Origin of the sequence: Streptomyces sp. RK62 (genome assembly GCF_018070255.1) — a bacterium.
GTDB lineage: Bacteria > Actinomycetota > Actinomycetes > Streptomycetales > Streptomycetaceae > Streptomyces > Streptomyces nigra.
The window spans coordinates 52,849-70,053 of sequence record NZ_JAGPYD010000004.1; the positions used below are offsets into that span (position 1 = coordinate 52,849).

The window sequence follows — 17,205 nt, forward strand, 5'->3', positions numbered from 1 at the left end:
TGGCCGGCGAGCACGCCGCTTTCCGAGCGTGGATCAGCCCTTGTTCTTGCCGGAGTTCCGGGCGTTCCCGTCATTGGCGTCGTTCGCGCCATCCGCATCGTTCGCGCCATTCGCGTCGTTCGCGTCGTTCTCGGCGCTCTGTCCCGGCCCGCCCTCGCCGGATCCCGTGCCGTCCTGCCCCTTGCCGGTGGCCGGTGTTCCGGGCGTGCCTTGGCCGGGATTGCTGCCGGGACTGCCGCTCGGGCGGGCCGGCGCCGTCGCCAGGCGGTCGGCGCAGTAGGCGGCGACCTCGTCCTCGCCGCCCGCCGCCTCGACGAGCCGCTGCCACGCCGTCGACTCCAGCGCCTGGCCCCGGCCCGCGACCTTGCCGTACGCACGGCACGTGGCCTCGGTGTCGCGGGCGTTTCCCGGGTGGTCGGGGCGGGTGGTCCGGGGTGCGGTGGACGGCGGTGCGGGGGATGCGGCCGACCGGCGGGAAGCGCTTTCGGACGGGGACGTCCGGCGCTCCTCCGCGGCCTCCGTGGGACCGGACGCGTTGATGGCGGCGACCGCGACCCCGCCCAGCGTCAGACTGGCGAGCAGCAGCGACAGGGTGGCCCGTGCCGAGATCGCGAGGCGGCGCCGCTGCCGGGGCCGCCAGTCGTCCCGGCGCCGGGTGCGCGCCCGGTGGGCGCCCTCGGCGCGGGCGGCACGGAACGCGGCCACGGCCCGCTGCTCGCCGGCGGCGTCCGGGCGGTGCCCGCGCAGCACGGCGGCGGACAGCAGCTCCTCCAGCGCGGCGTCGTCGAGCACGGCCTGGGGGGCGGAGGAGTGACGGGCCGTCATCCGGTCGGGGTACGTGCGCCGACGGCCGGGCGTCGCACCGCCGCTCTGCCGTTCACCCATGTCCGTTTCCGTTCCCGTCCGATTCGCTCCGCCGACTCCCGGTCCGCCGGGCGCCCCGCGCCCCGCGTGTGACAGCCCTGCCTCCGGGGGCCGTAGAGCCTCTACGTCTCCCGTGTCCGTACGTCCCGTCCGTCCGTACGACTCATCCGCACCCGCCGCCCGCGACGCATGTCACGTGCCGGGCGTCCGGCCGCCGTCGCCCGCACAGGTCATGTCGATTCCCCCAGCGTCCCGGGACCGTCATCCGTCACACCGGCCGCGCCGAGCTGGTCGGCGAGCCGCTTCAGCCCCCGGTACGCGGCGGTGCGCACCGCGCCCGGGCGCTTGCCGAGCACCCGTGCCGCCGCCGGGCCGTCGAGTCCGACGACCACCCGCAGCAGCACCGCCTCGGCCTGGTCCCTCGGCAGTCCGCGGACCAGGCGCAGGGCCTGTTCCGTGGAGATCGACTCCAGTGCCCGCTCATGTGTGCTGGACGGGTCGGGCAGTTCCAGGACGTCCTGTTCCAGCACGGACGACCGGGGCCGTACGCGCTGCCGGCGCAGATGGTCCAGCGCCCGGTGCCGGGCGATCGTCGCCGTCCAGCCGCGGAAGCCGGCGCCGTCGCCGGAGAACCGGCCGAGGTCGCGGGCGATCTCCAGCCAGGCGTCGGACGCCACGTCCTCGGCGTCGTTGCCGACCAGACCGCGCAGATAGCCCAACAGGCCCGGCTGCACCAGCCGGTACGCGACCGCGAACGCGGCCTCGTCGCCCTCCTGGGCCCGCGCGACGGCCGCGCCCAGTTCCCCGTCGTGCGCGAGCGCGCGCCGGGGTTCCCCTCCTCGAGCCAAGAACTGTCCTCGTCCGTACCGGTTCGTGGCGAATCCGTACCGCTTCGGTCCGCCCACCCTTGCGCACGCCCCTTCACGCTCAACAGCGCCCCGCGCCGCGGAAGTGTCACTGGTGACGGCGGTATCGGTCCTGTCCACGGCCCGGTACAACCCTCTCGGCACCTCGTGAGTCAGACGCCGCGAGTGAGGGCCCGTGCACCCTCGGCCCCGCGTTCGGAGCCCGGTGCGCCCGCCCTGTAAAGATCAATTAAGAGGATGTACACGTCATGGCTACCCAGGCCCCTCGCCGTTCCCTTCGCGGCCTCTCCGTCGCCGTCGCTCTGATCGCCGCCGGGGCGGTGGGCTGTTCGGGTGTCTCCGACGCCGTCGACAGCGCCAAGGACGGTGCGAAGAAGGTCGCCCGTCAGCGCTCGGTGTTCTCCCTGGACATCGGTGACTGCTACAACCCCAACGGCAAGGCCGAGGGGACCGCCTTCACCGTGGAGATCGTGCCCTGCCACGAGGCCCATGTCGGCCAGGTCGTGGGCGAGTTCTCGATCGACAAGGGCAAGGAGTACCCGGGCGACGACGGTGTCTCCACGATCGCGGACAACCAGTGCCCGGTCGAGGCGCAGAAGTACTCCCCGGACACCTGGGCGCTCCCCAAGGGCGTGTCGCTCTTCTACTACACGCCCACCAAGGAGAGCTGGGAGACCGGCGACCGTGCCGTGAGCTGCACCTACACCTCGGAGAAGGGCAAGTTCAGCGGCACGCTGGACACGTCCAAGTCGCTCAAGCCCGAGCAGGCCACCTTCCTGAAGGGCTCGAACGCCGTCTACGAGGCCCTGTGGGCGAACCAGTCCGAGAAGGACACCGTCGAGGCCGACCTCGCGGGGTACAAGAAGCAGGCCAAGGCCGTCGCGGCCGCCCTGGCCACGCACGTCGACGGACTGAAGGGCATCGAGGGCGCCGAGGTCGCCAAGCTGCGCACGACCCTGGAGAAGGCCGCCGCCGACTGGAAGAAGGCCGCGGGCGCCGCCGACGCCGACGCGTTCTACATCGCCTACGACCCGGCGTTCGACGGCATCGACCCGAACAAGTCGGTCGCGTCCCGCAAGGAGCTGGGCCTGGCCACCACCGTCCCGGCCGACGAGGCCGAGGTGTGGGCGGGCTGATCCACCGCCTCGGACCGACGGGGCCGTGTCCGGAGGGACCGGCCCCGTCGCCGTGCCCGGCCTCTCCGCGGGGCCGAGGGTGACGGTTCGGGCTGTGTCTGCGCTGTGTGTAATCGCCACCCGAGTGACAGGTGTGGCATCCGTTAACTGCTCATAGGGGTGGGACAGTTGAGTCCTCGTAAGACTCATGCGTACAGGCCGCTCAGTCTGAAGAGACGTGCGTGGCTGACCGTGGGAGCCGTGGTCCTGAGCGCGGCGGGCGTGGTCACCTACGCCATCGCCGAACCGTCGACGAAGGCCGACGGCGCGCGCGAGACCCGCAAGCCCGCGATCCACACGCTCAAGCTCAAGGACCGCGGCGCCGGGCGCAAGGGTCTGGAGAGGCGGAGCACCGAGCGCTTCAGCGCGGTCGTGCTGACCTGGAACGACCCGGAGGCCGAGGCCAAGGGCACCCCGGAGGTGCGCACCCGCGACCTGGACACGGGCACGTGGTCCCCGTGGCGGCGGATCACGCTGGAGCCGAGCCAGGCGGACGGCGCGGAGGGCGAGCGGGCGGCCCTGCGCGGCGGTACGGAGTCGGTGTGGACCGGTGACTCCGACGGCATCGAGCTGCGGGTGGTGAACGCGGACGGCACCGAGGCCAAGGGCCAGCCGGCCGGCATGGACGTCAAGCTGCTCGACCCTGGCACGGACCCTAAGGGCACGCTGCGGCCGGCCGCGTTCTCCGCCGACGAGACCCCGGACCCGGCGACGGACACCCCGACGGACACGCCCACGGACACGCCGACGGACCCCGCCACGACCGCCGATCCGACCGACCCGGCCCCGACCACCGAGGCCCCGGCCCCAACGGACACACCGACGGACACGCCGACCGACACCGCGTCCCCGTCGCCGACGCCGACGCCGACCGTGCCCGAGCCCCGGCCCTCCACGGTCGCGAAGCCGCCGATCATCACGCAGGCCGAGTGGGGCGCGTCCACGGACTACGACGGCACGCCCTCCTACAGCGAGACGATCAAGGCCGCCGTCATCCACCACACCGGCGTCGACAGCGACAACGCGGTGTCCTGCGCCGACTCGCGGGCCCGGCTGCGCACCATCCAGCAGTCCCACTTCAGCCAGGGCTACTTCGACATCGGCTACAACTTCGTCGTCGACCGCTGCGGCCAGATCTTCGAGGGGCGCAGCGGCGGGATGGACCTGCCGGTCATCGGGGCGCACGACGCCGGGTTCAACACGGACACGGTCGGCATCTCGTACATCGGCAACTTCGAGAGCGCCAAGCCGAGCAAGGCCGGCCTGGACGCCATCGCCCGGGTCGTGGCCTGGAAGTTCGGGATGTACGGCGTCGACCCGACCGGCAAGGTCGCGCTGACGTCCGGCGTCCCCCAGGGGGCCAGCGGCAACAAGTTCCCGCTGGGCGCCTCCGTCACGCTGCCCCGGGTCCTCGGGCACCGGGACACCAACACCACGGCCTGCCCGGGCGCCAACCTGTACCCGAAGCTCTCCCGGATCGCCCAGCTCGCCGCGACCCCGGGCATCTCGCACGCCCTGCCGACCTCGGACACCGACCGTGACGGCCTCGCCGACCTGGTCGCGGGCACGCCCCGCGCGCAGAGCGGCGGCGGCACCGTCACCGTCGTCCCGGGCGGCGTCGACGGCCCGGTCGCGGCGGCCAGGAGGACGTTCAGCCAGAGCAGCACCGGCGTCCCCGGCTCCCACGAGTCCGGCGACGGCTTCGGCACCTCCACCGCGTGGGGCGACGTCAACGGCGACGGTCACGCGGACCTCGCGATCGGCGCGCCCGGCGAGGACGACACGAGCGGCCACGCGGACCGCGGCGCCGTCACCGTCCTGTACGGCCCGGCCCTGAACTCCGGTTTCTCGTACACGACGTCGGGCTCGGTCACGGCCACCGGCGCCAAGCTCGGCTCGACCGTGGCGGTCGGCGACTTCGACGGCGACGGCAAGGCCGACGTCTTCGCGGCCGGCACCGGCAAGGGCGGCAACTGGAACGCCCGTCTGACCGGCGGGAAGACCAGCACCGGCACGCTCACCTCGGCCACCGGCGCCATCGCCTACCTGGACTCCGCGACCGGTGACTTCAACCGGGACGGCTACGCGGACGTCGCCCTCAACTACCGTGACGCCGGCGGCATCGGCCGTGTGGTCCGCTTCGCCGGTTCGGCGACGGGCCTGACCAAGGCGGGCGTCCTCTCCGTCAAGGGCGGCCGGGCCGTCGCGTCCGGCGACGTGGACGGCAACGGTTACGACGACCTGGTCATCGGCCAGCCGTACGTCGCCGAGTCGGGTGCGGCCACGGGCGGTCAGGTGACCATGCTGTTCGGCACCTCCGCCGGGTTCACCACGACCGGCATGAAGGTGATCCACCAGAACACGGCGTCCGTCCCGGGCTCCAACGAGGCCGGTGACGCCTTCGGCGGCTCGGTGTCGGTCGGCGACCAGAACGCCGACGGCTACGCGGACGCCCTGGTCGGTCTGCCCGGCGAGGACATCAGCCGCGACGGCAACCGGTCCAACGCCGGGATGTCGGTGCTGCTCAAGGGCACCGCGTCCGGTCTGACCGGGGCCGGTTCGATCGCGTTCTCGCAGGACACGTCCGGGGTGCCTGGCGTCTCCGAGTCCGGTGACACGGCCGGTTCCTCGGTGTCGCTGACGGACTTCTCCGGGTACGGCCGGGCCGATCTGGTCATGGGCGTGGAGGGCGAGGACGCCGGCAACGGCATCGTCATGTACGTCCCGAGCGGCAGCGCGGGCCTCGGCTTCGGCAGCACCGCCATCCTCAGCCGGACCCCGCTGGGCACGCCGTCCGGCGCCCACCTGGGGCAGACGCTCACCCCGTGAGCGAGGGGTGCGGGGCGCCGGACGGCGCCCCGCACCGCCGGGTCAGCGGCGCGTCCCGCTCGTCGCGTCCCGGCACAGCAGACGCAGCGACCCGTCGCCCGCGAAGCACCGGCGGGCCTCGTCGATCGGGTCCCACAACCGGCCGTCGGGCGTACGGATCCAGTGGTCGCCGCCGGTCGACCACCACTCGGCCCCGGTCCGGCGGGCGATCACCTCTCCCGCGTAGGCGCCGAGTCCGCGCAGCACATGGGCGGCGGCGGCCGGCGGGGTCCCCTCGCGGCGCAGTCCCTCGATCATGCGGTCGACCCGCCACAGACTCTGCTCGGAGTAGTCCAGGCGCAGCCGCGCCCCCTCGCGCATCGTCGCCACCGCGTCCGTCGCCCACCGGACCGGCTTGGTCGCCGCCGCGGGCCTGGTCTCCTGCTGAGTCGTCACACCCTGGAGAGCGTGGCCCGACGGCGATCCGTCACCCCGTTCCGGCGGCTTCCCCGGACCCGTGCAGGACCGCCGCACGGCACTCCCACGACGGGCACAGGACTCTCTCAGGAACGGGGTTTGGGCCGGACAGGGGCCCGGAATCGAGGGTTCAGCCCCTTCCGCGGGCCCGGCGCGACACGACCGCCCGGAGCACGCGCCGGCCCTCCGTCGACACCTCCAGCGCCCGGCGCACCCCGCCCGCCCCGTGGCTGTCGAGGATCTCCAGGACGCTGATCTGGCGGCGCAGTTCGGCGACGACGAGCGGGGAGACGCCCTCGGGGCGCGCGTCGGAGGCGTCGGCGGCGCGTACGGTCTCCAGCGCCCCGGACGGCACGGCGGCGCCGTCGTCCTGCGCGGGGTCGAGGAGCCGGTGGATCTGCAGGGACGCCACCGAGCAGCCGTCGGCCCAGGTGCGGGCCTCGGCGGCGGAGCGGACGGCGGGGGCGGCGGCGAGCATCCGCCGGGCCAGCAGCGCGGCCTCGTCCTCGATGTCCTCGTCGTCCACGACGTCGGCGACGCCCAGCTTGGCGCGGACCTGGTCGAGGAGGGTGCCCCAGGCGGCCGGGTCGCCGTCGGCCGCGAGGTTGGCCCACAGGGGCCGCAGCACCTCGTCGTCACCGCCGAGCAGCGGCACGCACCGATCCAAACAAGCCAACCCGCTGGCGGCCAGTCCGCGTTCGTCGGCCTGAGCGATCAGTTCCACCAGGCTCATCCACGCCTCCCTAAGCGGGTCATCTACGAGGGTGCGGGGCCCCCGCACAGGCCCCAGCCGGGCTCCTTTCTCACGGAGCCCGCACTTCCCCTTACTGCGTGCGACGGCCCCGGAGTGTCACAGCGGGACCACACCCAGCCGATCGAGCAGCCGGAAGAAGAGGTTTTCGGCCAAGGAGTCCGCTTCGGCGGTGAGTACGTCCAGCACTGCCTCGGCGTTCACCTCGTGCCCGGCCTCGGCGGCCCAGGCGACGGCCCGCTCGGCGGCGTCGGCCGGTTCGAGGAAGTAGTCCTCCAGGGAGAGCCCGTCCTCCCCGGCGCCGAGGTGCCGGGCGGTCGCGGCCCGGTTGAGGCAGGTGGTCCAGGCGCCGCTGTCCGGGGCGGCCGCCTCCACGACGACGCCGGCGCTGTCCATCACATAGCCGAACAGCGCGGGCGCCCCGGTCTCGGCCGCCAGGTCGTTCATGCTCGCGATCCGGTCGTCCCCGCCCGGGTACTCCCACACCTGCCAGCCGTCCGGCGCCCGTTCGCGCAGCGTCATCCCCTGGGCGCCGGACAGCGCCTCCCCTTCCGCCAGCGGCCGCTCCCCGCGGCCCACGACGAAGTAACCCCAGTAGCCCATCCGGTGTCCCCCCGGTGATCGGTGTCGGCTCGGGCCGAATACACCACATTCGTACGGGGGTGCGCAGGCGTTCGGGTCAATCGGCGGGGCGGTCCAGCCTGTCCGCGAGTGCCTTGAACTCGGTCCAGGACAGGTCCGGCTCGCCCGGGTCCCAGGTCTTCTGCATCATCGCCCGCAGCGGCATCCGGATGCCGGCCGCGACCTGCGCCTGGGTCTGGGCGTTCGCGATGTCGCACCAGACCGCGAAGGAGGCGCCGAGGATCTGGCCGTCGTACTTGGCGGGGACGGCGGTGGTCCCGCGCAGCACGCGCGGTGTCCACTGCTCGTAGATCCGCTCGCCGGTCGGGTAGACGAAGGTCTGCGGCTCCCCGAGCACGTAGTAGAGGAACTCGTCGTTGTAGTTGATGACCTTCCGGCCGGCGCTCAGATACTCCTCGGGGGTGCGGGCCCCGATCTCCTTGCCGGTCCAGTACGCCACCTGGATGTCCTTGTCGGCCTGCACCTTCGTGTCCCGGAAGAAGCCGTCGTTCCAGGCGCGGGGCGTGCGGTCGTGGGCGCGGACGGTGTCGGCGCGGTCGTTGACCCAGCCGGTGGCGAGGTCGGCGACCGTGGCGCCGGAGCCGAAGGCCTCGCGGGCGGCACGGGCCAGCTGCGGATAGGAGGCCTCGGGATTCGAGACGACCAGCGCCTGGTACTCGTCGCCGCCGAGGTGCCACTGGTCGCCGGGGAAGAGCCCGGCGTACTCGTTCAGCAGGTCGTCCACGATCTCGGCGGCGGCGGGCTTGGAGATGTCGATGGCGCCGCGCGTCGGCACGCCGTTCACATTGCGCAGCTGCAGATCGGGGTGGGCGGCGATGACGGCCCCGAGGTGCCCGGGCGAGTCGATCTCCGGGACGACGGTGATGTGCCGGCTCTCGGCCAGCTTCACGATGGCGCGGACCTGCGCCTTGGTGAGGTGCTCCTTCGACACGATCTCCGGGTGCGAGGAGGACTCGATGCGGAACGCCTGGTCGTCGGAGAAGTGCAGACCGAGCTGGTTGTACTTCAGGTCGCCCAGTTCCCGTACCCGGTCCTCGATCCAGTCCGCGGTGAAGTGCTTGCGGGCGATGTCGAGCATGAACCCGCGCACCGGCTTGGCCGGCTCGTCGCGGACGACGCCCTCGGGCGCGGTGCCGCCGCCGTGCACCTCCTGCTTCAGCGTCCGGGTGCCGTAGAAGACGCCGGCCTCGGCGGGCCCGCTGATGACGACACGCCCGTCGCGGACGGTCATCGTGTACGACTCCGGGTTCGCGCCCTCGTCGTCGTTGAGCGACAGCCGTACGTCGCCGGCGCGGACGTCGTCCTTGCGGCCCGCGTACGTCAGGTCCAGCTCGCCCGCGAGGAGCCGGCCCTCGTCGGCGAGCTCGTCGTCGCTGACGACGACCCGGTTCTTGTCGGCGGGCTTCCAGCCGGGGCCGCGCGCGGCGGTGTGGGACCGCACGGCCGGGATGGTCGAGGGCGCCTTGGAGAGCGGGTAGGTCCGGGTGGGCGAGGGGGTGGCGCCGTCGGTGCCGGAGACGCCCTCGGAGGCGCCCGGGGCCGACCCGCGGGGACCGGATCCGGCCGAGTCGCCGTCACCGCCGCTCGCCAGGAGGCCGAGGCCCACTCCCGCGCCGACCGTCACGAGGACCACCGCGACGATCAGCACCCACGTCTGCTTCAGGGCCTTCTTCGCCGGTGCCCGGCGCCTGTGCTTGTGCTGGCTCACGGCGCCAACCTAGGGCCTGTGCGCATCGTCAGCCGTCCAGCACACGTTCTGAAACTCTCCCGTTCGGCTGAAATTCGGGCATCGGTCGGACACCTCACGTCCACAGTCGGTAGCGTGGCGCCACTCCTCTCCCAAATTCCCCTGCCGAAACCCACGTGACGCCCACACATCTTCCTGGCCGAGTGGCCATACCCGCACTGCCCGAGCAGAGCCGCACAGCGCCTCCGGGCGGGCTGGGCCCGTTCAACGCCGCTCCCCCGCGCGAGGCCCGGGCCATCCTTCTGACCTGCCTGCACAGCGCCCGTTGGGCCGAGCGGGTGGCGGACCACCGCCCCTACCCCGACCTCGGCGCCCTGCTGGCCGCCTGCGACGAGGCCGCGTACGACCTGACCCCGGCGGAGCTGGCGCGCGCGCTGGCGGCGGAAGGGCTGCCGTCGCTGCCGGAGGACGTGTACGCGGCGGCGCACACAGCGCTGAGTGCCGCGTACGCCGCATATGAGGCCAAATTCGGGCATGGGTTCATTATCTGCCTGGACGGCCTGTCGGGCACCGAGAGCCTGGACCATGTTTTGGCAGGCATCCGGTCACGATTGGCAAACGATCCTGAGGAAGAAAGGGTCCTCGCGGCCGAGGAACTACGGCGGCTCGCGAAGGGCCGGCTGATCGGCCATCTCGCCTGACCCGGGCATTCCGTCCCGACCCGCGCGAATGGACCATCCGCGTGCCAGTTTGATCACACCGCCAGGCCCGGCGTAAGCGCCGCAGGCAACCGTCGCTACGATGCTGGGGGCCGGTGGACCGTACCCGGCCGGGCCCGACCGACAGCACAAGCCGGCAGGCCCCGATACCCCGCTCCCGGAGGGACTTCCGTGCCGGCTGGAACGCTGTACCGCGGCCGGGAAGGAATGTGGTCCTGGGTGGCTCACCGAGTCACCGGCGTCCTCATCTTCTTCTTCCTGTTCGTTCATGTGCTGGACACCGCTCTCGTCCGTGTCTCCCCCGAGGACTACGACAAGGTCGTAGCCACCTACAAGACGCCGATCGTCGCGCTGCTGGAGTACGGCCTCGTCGCCGCCATCCTGTTCCACGCGCTCAACGGCCTGCGCGTCATCGCCGTCGACTTCTGGTCGAAGGGCCCGCGCTACCAGAAGCAGATGCTCTGGTCCGTCGTCGGTCTGTGGCTCGTGCTCATGCTCGGGGCGATCTACCCCGTCCTCGGCCACGCCGCTCGTGAACTGTTCGGGAGCTGACGCACATGTCCACGACTGAAACCACCGCTTCCGGGATCGGCCCGGTCGAGGGTGACTCGCTCTACAACGTCGACAACCCGGCCCCGCTCATCGAGGCCCCGCGCAAGCGGACCAAGAAGACGCCCCGGTCCACCCGGGGCAACTTCGAGCTGGCCGCGTGGCTGTTCATGCGCCTGTCCGGCGTCGTGCTGGTCGTCCTCGTCATCGGCCACCTGCTGATCCAGCTGGTCCTGGACGGCGGCGTCTCGAAGATCGGCTTCGCCTTCGTGGCCGGCCGCTGGGCCTCGCCGTTCTGGCAGGTCTGGGACCTGCTGATGCTCTGGCTCGCGATGCTCCACGGCGCCAACGGTCTGCGCACGGTCATCAACGACTACGCGGAGCGCGCCAACACCCGGCTGTGGCTGAAGGGCCTGCTCTACACCGCCACGGTGTTCACCATCCTGCTGGGCACGCTGGTGATCTTCACCTTCGACCCGAACATCCGCTAGGCACGGGGCTGAGGTAACCGACCATGAAGATCCACAAGTACGACACCGTCATCGTCGGCGCCGGTGGCGCGGGTATGCGCGCGGCCATCGAGTCGACGAAGCGCAGCCGCACCGCCGTGCTGACCAAGCTGTACCCCACCCGTTCCCACACGGGCGCCGCGCAGGGCGGCATGGCCGCCGCGCTCGCCAACGTGGAGGAGGACAACTGGGAGTGGCACACCTTCGACACGGTCAAGGGCGGTGACTACCTGGTCGACCAGGACGCCGCCGAGATCCTGGCGAAGGAGGCCATCGACTCCGTCCTCGACCTGGAGAAGATGGGCCTGCCGTTCAACCGCACCCCGAACGGCACCATCGACCAGCGCCGCTTCGGCGGTCACAGCCGCAACCACGGCGAGGCCCCGGTCCGCCGGTCCTGCTACGCCGCGGACCGCACCGGCCACATGATCCTCCAGACGCTGTACCAGAACTGCGTCAAGCACGGCGTGGAGTTCTACAACGAGTTCTACGTCCTGGACCAGCTGATCACCGAGGTCGACGGCGTCAAGAAGTCCGCCGGTGTGGTCGCCTACGAGCTGGCCACCGGCGAGATCCACGTCTTCCAGGCGAAGGCCGTCATCTACGCGTCCGGCGGCACCGGCAAGTTCTTCAAGGTGACGTCCAACGCGCACACCCTGACCGGTGACGGCCAGGCCGCCGTGTACCGCCGCGGTCTGCCGCTGGAGGACATGGAGTTCTTCCAGTTCCACCCGACCGGCATCTGGCGCATGGGCATCCTGCTGACGGAGGGCGCCCGCGGTGAGGGCGGCATCCTCCGCAACAAGGACGGCGAGCGCTTCATGGAGAAGTACGCGCCGGTCATGAAGGACCTCGCCTCGCGTGACGTCGTCTCGCGCTCCATCTACACGGAGATCCGCGAGGGCCGCGGCTGCGGTCCCGAGGGCGACCACGTCTACCTGGACCTCACGCACCTCCCGCCGGAGCAGCTGGACGCCAAGCTCCCGGACATCACGGAGTTCGCGCGGACCTACCTCGGCATCGAGCCCTACACGGACCCGATCCCGATCCAGCCGACCGCGCACTACGCCATGGGCGGCATCCCGACCAACGTCGAGGGTGAGGTCCTGGCGGACAACACCACCGTCGTGCCGGGCCTGTACGCCGCCGGCGAGGTCGCCTGTGTCTCCGTGCACGGCGCCAACCGCCTCGGCACCAACTCGCTGCTGGACATCAACGTGTTCGGCAAGCGCGCGGGCATCGCCGCCGCCGAGTACTCCCAGAAGGCCGACTTCGTCGAGCTTCCGGAGAACCCGGCCGAGCTGGTGCTCGAGCAGGTCGAGCGGCTGCGCACCTCCACCGGCACCGAGCGGGTGGCCACCATCCGCAGGGAGCTGCAGGAGACCATGGACGCCAACGTCATGGTGTTCCGCACGGAGCAGACCATCAAGACGGCGGTCGAGAAGATCGCGGAGCTGCGCGAGCGCTACCGGAACGTCTCGATCCAGGACAAGGGCAAGCGGTTCAACACGGACCTGCTGGAGGCCATCGAGCTGGGCAACCTGCTCGACCTGGCCGAGGTCATGGCGGTCTCCGCGCTGGCCCGCAAGGAGTCCCGCGGCGGTCACTACCGCGAGGACTACCCGAACCGCGACGACGTCAACTTCATGCGCCACACCATGGCGTACCGCGAGGTGGGCGACGACGGCACGGAGTCCATTCGTCTCGACTACAAGCCGGTCGTCCAGACCCGCTACCAGCCGATGGAGCGTAAGTACTGATGGCAACCCCCGTACTGGACAAGGCCGAGGCGCAGTCCGAGGCCTCCCCCTACATCACGGTCACGTTCCGGGTCCGCCGCTTCAACCCGGAGGTCGCGGCCGAGGCGGTGTGGGAAGACTTCCAGCTGGAGATCGACCCCAAGGAGCGCGTCCTCGACGGCCTCCACAAGATCAAGTGGGAGCTGGACGGCACGCTGACGTTCCGCCGCTCGTGCGCCCACGGCATCTGCGGCTCGGACGCGATGCGGATCAACGGCAAGAACCGCCTCGCCTGCAAGACGCTGATCAAGGACATCAACCCCGAGAAGCCGATCACGGTCGAGCCCATCAAGGGCCTCACGGTCCTGAAGGACCTCGTGGTCGACATGGAGCCGTTCTTCCAGGCGTACCGGGACGTCATGCCCTTCCTCATCACGAAGGACACGAACGAGCCCACGCGCGAGCGGCTGCAGACGGCGGAGGACCGCGAGCGCTTCGACGACACGACGAAGTGCATCCTCTGCGCGGCCTGCACCTCCTCGTGCCCGGTCTTCTGGAACGACGGCCAGTACTTCGGCCCGGCGGCCATCGTCAACGCGCACCGCTTCATCTTCGACTCGCGTGACGAGGCCGGCGAGCAGCGCCTGGAGATCCTGAACGACAAGGACGGCGTCTGGCGCTGCCGCACGACCTTCAACTGCACGGACGCCTGCCCGCGCGGCATCGAGGTCACGAAGGCGATCGCAGAGGTCAAGCGCGCCCTGATCACGCGCCGCTACTGATCCCCCGCGCACGTGCGCCGAGGGCCCCGTTTCCACCGGAAACGGGGCCCTCGTGTTGATGCCACACCTGCGGGTGAACGCGACGGAGACCGGCGTGCGGGCCTTGCCGCCCTACCATGATGGTCTCGGCACCAGCCCTTGGGAGGCACGCGATGTCCGCAGCATCCGTCGAGCGGCCCCACAACGAGCGTCCGCTGATCGCGGAGGCGAACCACCTCATGGACCGCAATCCGGGCTACCGCGTCGAGATCATCGGAGGCCAGCTCCTCGTGTCCCCGCCCCCCGACGGACCGCACGCCGATGCCCTGACAGAGCTCATGCTGCCCTTCGTCTCCGCCGGCCTCCACGGAACGGAATCGAGACTCCTCCAGGGCATCGGGCTCTGGCTGCCCACCGCCGCCGAGGACTACGCGATCCCCGACCTGTCCCTGGTGGACGCCGACTACAAGGACCACCTCACCGAGAACAGCTGCTACGACCCCATGTGCTTCCGGCTGGTCGTCGAGGTGACGTCCAGCAACTACCGGACGGACCTGCGCACCAAGGTCGCCGCGTACGCCGAGGCGAAGATCCCCGTGTACGTCATCGTCGACCGCAAGCACCAACGACTGCACGTGCTCACAGAGCCCGCGGAAGACACCTACGCGAACCACCGTCCGCACGCCCCCGGCGAGATCGTGACCCTTCCCGACTCGATCGGGGCCAAGGTCACGCTGGACGTGGCGGCCGTTCTGGAGGCCGGGAGCTGACTCCGCCCCGCGGGTCGAGTGATCGGCGGGGCGAAGGCGTTGCGGGTGGGGAGGTCAGCCGCGGAGGACACGGCCGTCCTTGTCGGTGCGGGCGTACGTCGAACGTTCGGGAGCCGACGGAGTACCGCACGTCCCGGCGTGCCCCTTCTTACCGGATGCCTCCGACCGTACGCACCGGCACTGACAATCACCGGATCCCGTGGATCATCCCCTTATTCTGACGCCATGTCAGATGACGAGTCCTACGAGCTGCTCGGGTTCGACAACGTGCTGCTGCCGGTCGGCGATATCGCCGAGGCCGTCGGGTTCTACGAGCGGGCCGGGTTCACCGTCGGGTTCCGGCTCGACGAGGCCGGGATCGCCCTGCTGAAGGTGGGGGGCGAGACGCCCGGCATCCTGCTGCGGCACGAGGACGGGTTCGGGCGGCGCACCCCGCCGTGGCCCTCCGCGCGCGTGTGGCTGGAGGTGCCGGACGCGCGGGCGGCGGCGCGGATCCTGCGGGACGCGGGGACGCAGCCGCTGGACGAGCCGTTCTCGACGGCCACCGGCTGGACCGTGGAGATCGCCGACCCCTGGGGGAACGTCATCGGTCTCACGGACTACACCAAGCGTCCGGAGCTGGGCCGAAGGCCCTGACGGCGGCAGCCCCCTGACGGCGTGACGCACGCCTCACGCCATCGAGTTGAACGTGTTCAAACACAGGTCTACTGTCATCCACGACAGCGAGTTGAACACGTTCAAGAAGGGGGCCGGGCCATGGACCGCACGGTCATCGCCTATGTCATCTACCTGGTCGTCAGCATCGGGCTGACCATCTGGGTGGCCCGTACGCTCAGCCGCAACGGCCGCATCTTCCTCGCCGACGTCCTGCACGGCAACGAGAAGCTCGCGGACGCCGTGAACCACCTGCTGGTGGTCGGCTTCTACCTCGTCAACCTCGGCTTCGTCGCGCTGTATCTGAGCGACGACGACACCGTCCTCGACACCCGCGGCATCTTCGAGGCCCTGTCGACCAAGCTCGGCGTGGTCCTGCTGGTCCTCGGCGTGATGCACCTGGCCAACGTCTACGTCCTCAACAAGATCCGGCGGCGCGGTGTGATGGAGCGCGAGCAGCTGCCGCCGGTCGCGCCGCAGGGCTGGGCCGCCCCCACGGCCGGGGCCTGAGCGGGGCCCGGCATGACCGCCGAGACGGCCGCCCGGGCGGCCAGGACCCCGGTCCGCGCGCTCACCGTCCTCTACGACGCCGAGTGCTCCCTGTGCACCTTCCTCCGCGACTGGCTCGTACGGCAGCCGCAGTGGGTGCCGCTGGAGCTGGTGCCCGCCGGGTCCGCCGAGGCCCGCCGGCGCTTCCCCTGCCTCGACCACGCCGGCACCTTCGAGGAGATCACGGTGGTCGGTGACGCCGGGCAGGTCTACCGGGGCGCCGACGCCTGGGTCGTCACCCTGTGGGCGCTGCGGAAGTACCGGCCGCTCGCGCACCGGCTGAGCACCCCGTCCGGGGCGCGGCTCGCCCGGGGGGCCGTGCTCGCGGCCGCCGCGTGGCGCGGGACGAAGAGCCGGGGCGGCCAAGCCCGGGGCGGCCAAGCACCGCGACGCGGCGACGGATGGGTGTACGACCGGCGGGCTGGGTGGACGTACCACCCGCCGGGGTGTGCCGACGGGAGGTGCGCGGCTCCCTCGTGAACAGGGGACACGAGGGGGCGCGTACGGCGGGGCGCGCGAACCGGTTTGGCATGCACCCTTCCAAAACAGCGTTCGGGTTGGCACGCTGCACCCGGTTCCGCACTCCGCAATCGCACCGACTGTCGCAGCCGGACGGCCCTTCGGGGCGGTCCGGGCCCCCCATCGCAGAAGGAGTACGCGTGAGAGGCACACCCCGCACCCGTCGGATACCCCGCCCCGCCCTCGGCGTCCTGATCGGCGTCACCGCGCTGTTCACCGCCGGCGCCCTCGCCACCCCGGCCGGCGCCGCCCCCGAGCCCGGCCCCTCCCCCGCCCGCGTCCACTCCGTGCCGGCCTCGGCACAGCAGCAGGCCCGCGACTTCTGGACCCCGGAGCGGATGCGCTCGGCGGTCCCGCTCGACCTCCTCGACGCGGACGCCCGCTCGACGGACGCCGCTCCGCGCGCGGGCCGCCCGGCCACCGTCGCGCCCACCGCCCCCACCGCCGGGACGGCGGACGTCGGACCGGCCGCCTTCCCGAACGGCGGAGGCGCGTGGACGGGCGGCGGCGCCGTCGTCAACACGGCGGGCCGCGTCTTCTTCACCTACCAGGGCCGTACGGCGTCCTGCTCCGGCAACGCCGTCACCAGCGCCAACAAGAGCACCGTCATCACGGCTGGCCACTGCGTGAAGCTGGAGGGCGCCTGGCACACCGACTGGGTCTTCGTGCCCGGCTACCACGACGGACAGGCCCCGCACGGCCGCTGGACGGCGACGAAGACGCTGTCCACCCCGCAGTGGACGGCGAGCGAGGACATCAACTACGACGTCGGCGCGGCGGTCGTGGCCCCGCTGGACGGACAGCGGCTCACGGACGTCGTCGGCGGGCAGGGGCTGGCCTTCAACACCGGCTACAACCTGCGCATGTACGCCTTCGGGTTCCCGGCCGCCGCCCCCTACGACGGGCAGAAATTCATCTACTGCTCCGGCACGACCAACCGGGACTTCCTGCTCTCCAACGACCACGGCATGGGCTGCGACATGACCGGGGGCTCCAGCGGAGGCCCGTGGTTCACACAATTCAACGAGGCGACCGGCACCGGACTGCAGTCCTCGGTGAACAGCTTCAAGTACAACTTCCTGCCCAACCGCATGTACGGCCCGTACTTCGGCGCCGACGCGCAGAACCTCTACCAGGCGGCGCAGTCCTCCTGATCCGCAATGGTT

Annotated in this window: 18 protein-coding genes; 12 read left to right on the plus strand and 6 right to left on the minus strand. The window is 71.4% G+C overall.

Features of this window, described 5'->3' with window-relative positions:
* Positions 1-33 precede the first annotated feature (33 nt).
* Together KBY32_RS09030 and KBY32_RS09035 are read right to left on the minus strand one after the other, a co-directional pair.
* Positions 34-885 carry a hypothetical protein gene (locus tag KBY32_RS09030; protein ID WP_210979562.1) on the minus strand — a complete coding sequence of 284 codons (852 nt, stop codon included), beginning with the start codon at positions 883-885 and terminating at the stop codon, positions 34-36.
* Positions 886-1,094: 209 nt separating this feature from the next.
* Positions 1,095-1,712: an RNA polymerase sigma factor gene (locus tag KBY32_RS09035; RefSeq protein WP_055621664.1), complete on the minus strand. Its 618-nt coding sequence runs from the start codon at positions 1,710-1,712 to the stop codon at positions 1,095-1,097.
* Positions 1,713-1,978: 266 nt separating this feature from the next.
* Here KBY32_RS09035 and KBY32_RS09040 point away from each other — a divergent pair, with 266 nt between their 5' ends.
* A complete protein-coding gene (locus KBY32_RS09040) occupies positions 1,979-2,866 on the plus strand; it encodes a septum formation family protein (protein WP_210979563.1) in 888 nt (295 codons plus the stop codon).
* 240 nt (positions 2,867-3,106) lie between these two features.
* Complete coding sequence (locus KBY32_RS09045; RefSeq protein ID WP_308293682.1) at positions 3,107-5,734, plus strand: N-acetylmuramoyl-L-alanine amidase; 2,628 nt, start codon at positions 3,107-3,109, stop codon at positions 5,732-5,734.
* Positions 5,735-5,776: 42 nt separating this feature from the next.
* On the opposite strand, the gene KBY32_RS09050 is transcribed toward KBY32_RS09045, so the two are convergent.
* From KBY32_RS09050 to KBY32_RS09065, 4 genes are all read right to left on the minus strand, one after another.
* Positions 5,777-6,169, minus strand: a complete 393-nt coding sequence (locus KBY32_RS09050) for a hypothetical protein (protein ID WP_210979565.1) — start codon at positions 6,167-6,169, stop codon at positions 5,777-5,779.
* Positions 6,170-6,320: 151 nt separating this feature from the next.
* Positions 6,321-6,923 (minus strand): hypothetical protein, encoded by a 603-nt coding sequence (locus tag KBY32_RS09055; protein ID WP_055621660.1) that lies wholly within the window; start codon positions 6,921-6,923, stop codon positions 6,321-6,323.
* Between the two features lie 117 nt (positions 6,924-7,040).
* Positions 7,041-7,544 carry a hypothetical protein gene (locus tag KBY32_RS09060; protein ID WP_210979566.1) on the minus strand — a complete coding sequence of 168 codons (504 nt, stop codon included), beginning with the start codon at positions 7,542-7,544 and terminating at the stop codon, positions 7,041-7,043.
* Between the two features lie 76 nt (positions 7,545-7,620).
* The gene (locus KBY32_RS09065; protein WP_374224920.1) at positions 7,621-9,231 is read right to left on the minus strand and encodes a glycoside hydrolase family 20 protein; all 1,611 of its coding nucleotides are present in this window, start codon (positions 9,229-9,231) and stop codon (positions 7,621-7,623) included.
* A 215-nt stretch (positions 9,232-9,446) separates the two neighbouring features.
* On the opposite strand from KBY32_RS09065, the gene KBY32_RS09070 reads away from it, so the two are divergent.
* The 10 genes from KBY32_RS09070 to KBY32_RS09115 all read left to right on the plus strand — a co-directional run bounded on the left by KBY32_RS09070 (position 9,447) and on the right by KBY32_RS09115 (position 17,193).
* Positions 9,447-9,971: a 2-oxo-4-hydroxy-4-carboxy-5-ureidoimidazoline decarboxylase gene (locus KBY32_RS09070; RefSeq protein ID WP_055621658.1), complete on the plus strand. Its 525-nt coding sequence runs from the start codon at positions 9,447-9,449 to the stop codon at positions 9,969-9,971.
* Positions 9,972-10,160: 189 nt separating this feature from the next.
* The gene (gene sdhC, locus KBY32_RS09075) at positions 10,161-10,541 is read left to right on the plus strand and encodes a succinate dehydrogenase, cytochrome b556 subunit (RefSeq protein WP_078504082.1); all 381 of its coding nucleotides are present in this window, start codon (positions 10,161-10,163) and stop codon (positions 10,539-10,541) included.
* 5 nt (positions 10,542-10,546) lie between these two features.
* Positions 10,547-11,029: a succinate dehydrogenase hydrophobic membrane anchor subunit gene (locus KBY32_RS09080; RefSeq protein ID WP_055621657.1), complete on the plus strand. Its 483-nt coding sequence runs from the start codon at positions 10,547-10,549 to the stop codon at positions 11,027-11,029.
* A gap of 23 nt (positions 11,030-11,052) precedes the next feature.
* The gene (sdhA, locus tag KBY32_RS09085; protein WP_055621656.1) at positions 11,053-12,807 is read left to right on the plus strand and encodes a succinate dehydrogenase flavoprotein subunit; all 1,755 of its coding nucleotides are present in this window, start codon (positions 11,053-11,055) and stop codon (positions 12,805-12,807) included.
* Positions 12,807-13,568: a succinate dehydrogenase iron-sulfur subunit gene (locus KBY32_RS09090; protein WP_055621655.1), complete on the plus strand. Its 762-nt coding sequence runs from the start codon at positions 12,807-12,809 to the stop codon at positions 13,566-13,568. Before sdhA ends, KBY32_RS09090 begins: the two co-directional genes overlap by 1 nt.
* A gap of 152 nt (positions 13,569-13,720) precedes the next feature.
* Positions 13,721-14,317, plus strand: a complete 597-nt coding sequence (locus KBY32_RS09095; protein WP_055621654.1) for a Uma2 family endonuclease — start codon at positions 13,721-13,723, stop codon at positions 14,315-14,317.
* Positions 14,318-14,542: 225 nt separating this feature from the next.
* Entirely contained in the window at positions 14,543-14,953 is a 411-nt protein-coding gene (locus tag KBY32_RS09100) for a VOC family protein (protein ID WP_055621653.1), read from the plus strand.
* Positions 14,954-15,073: 120 nt separating this feature from the next.
* On the plus strand, positions 15,074-15,481 hold the full coding sequence (locus KBY32_RS09105) for a hypothetical protein (protein ID WP_055621652.1): 408 nt from the start codon (positions 15,074-15,076) through the stop codon (positions 15,479-15,481).
* Between the two features lie 12 nt (positions 15,482-15,493).
* A complete protein-coding gene (locus KBY32_RS09110) occupies positions 15,494-16,000 on the plus strand; it encodes a thiol-disulfide oxidoreductase DCC family protein (protein ID WP_210979567.1) in 507 nt (168 codons plus the stop codon).
* 179 nt (positions 16,001-16,179) lie between these two features.
* On the plus strand, positions 16,180-17,193 hold the full coding sequence (locus KBY32_RS09115; protein WP_308293685.1) for a peptidase: 1,014 nt from the start codon (positions 16,180-16,182) through the stop codon (positions 17,191-17,193).
* The last annotated feature ends 12 nt before the right edge of the window (positions 17,194-17,205 follow it).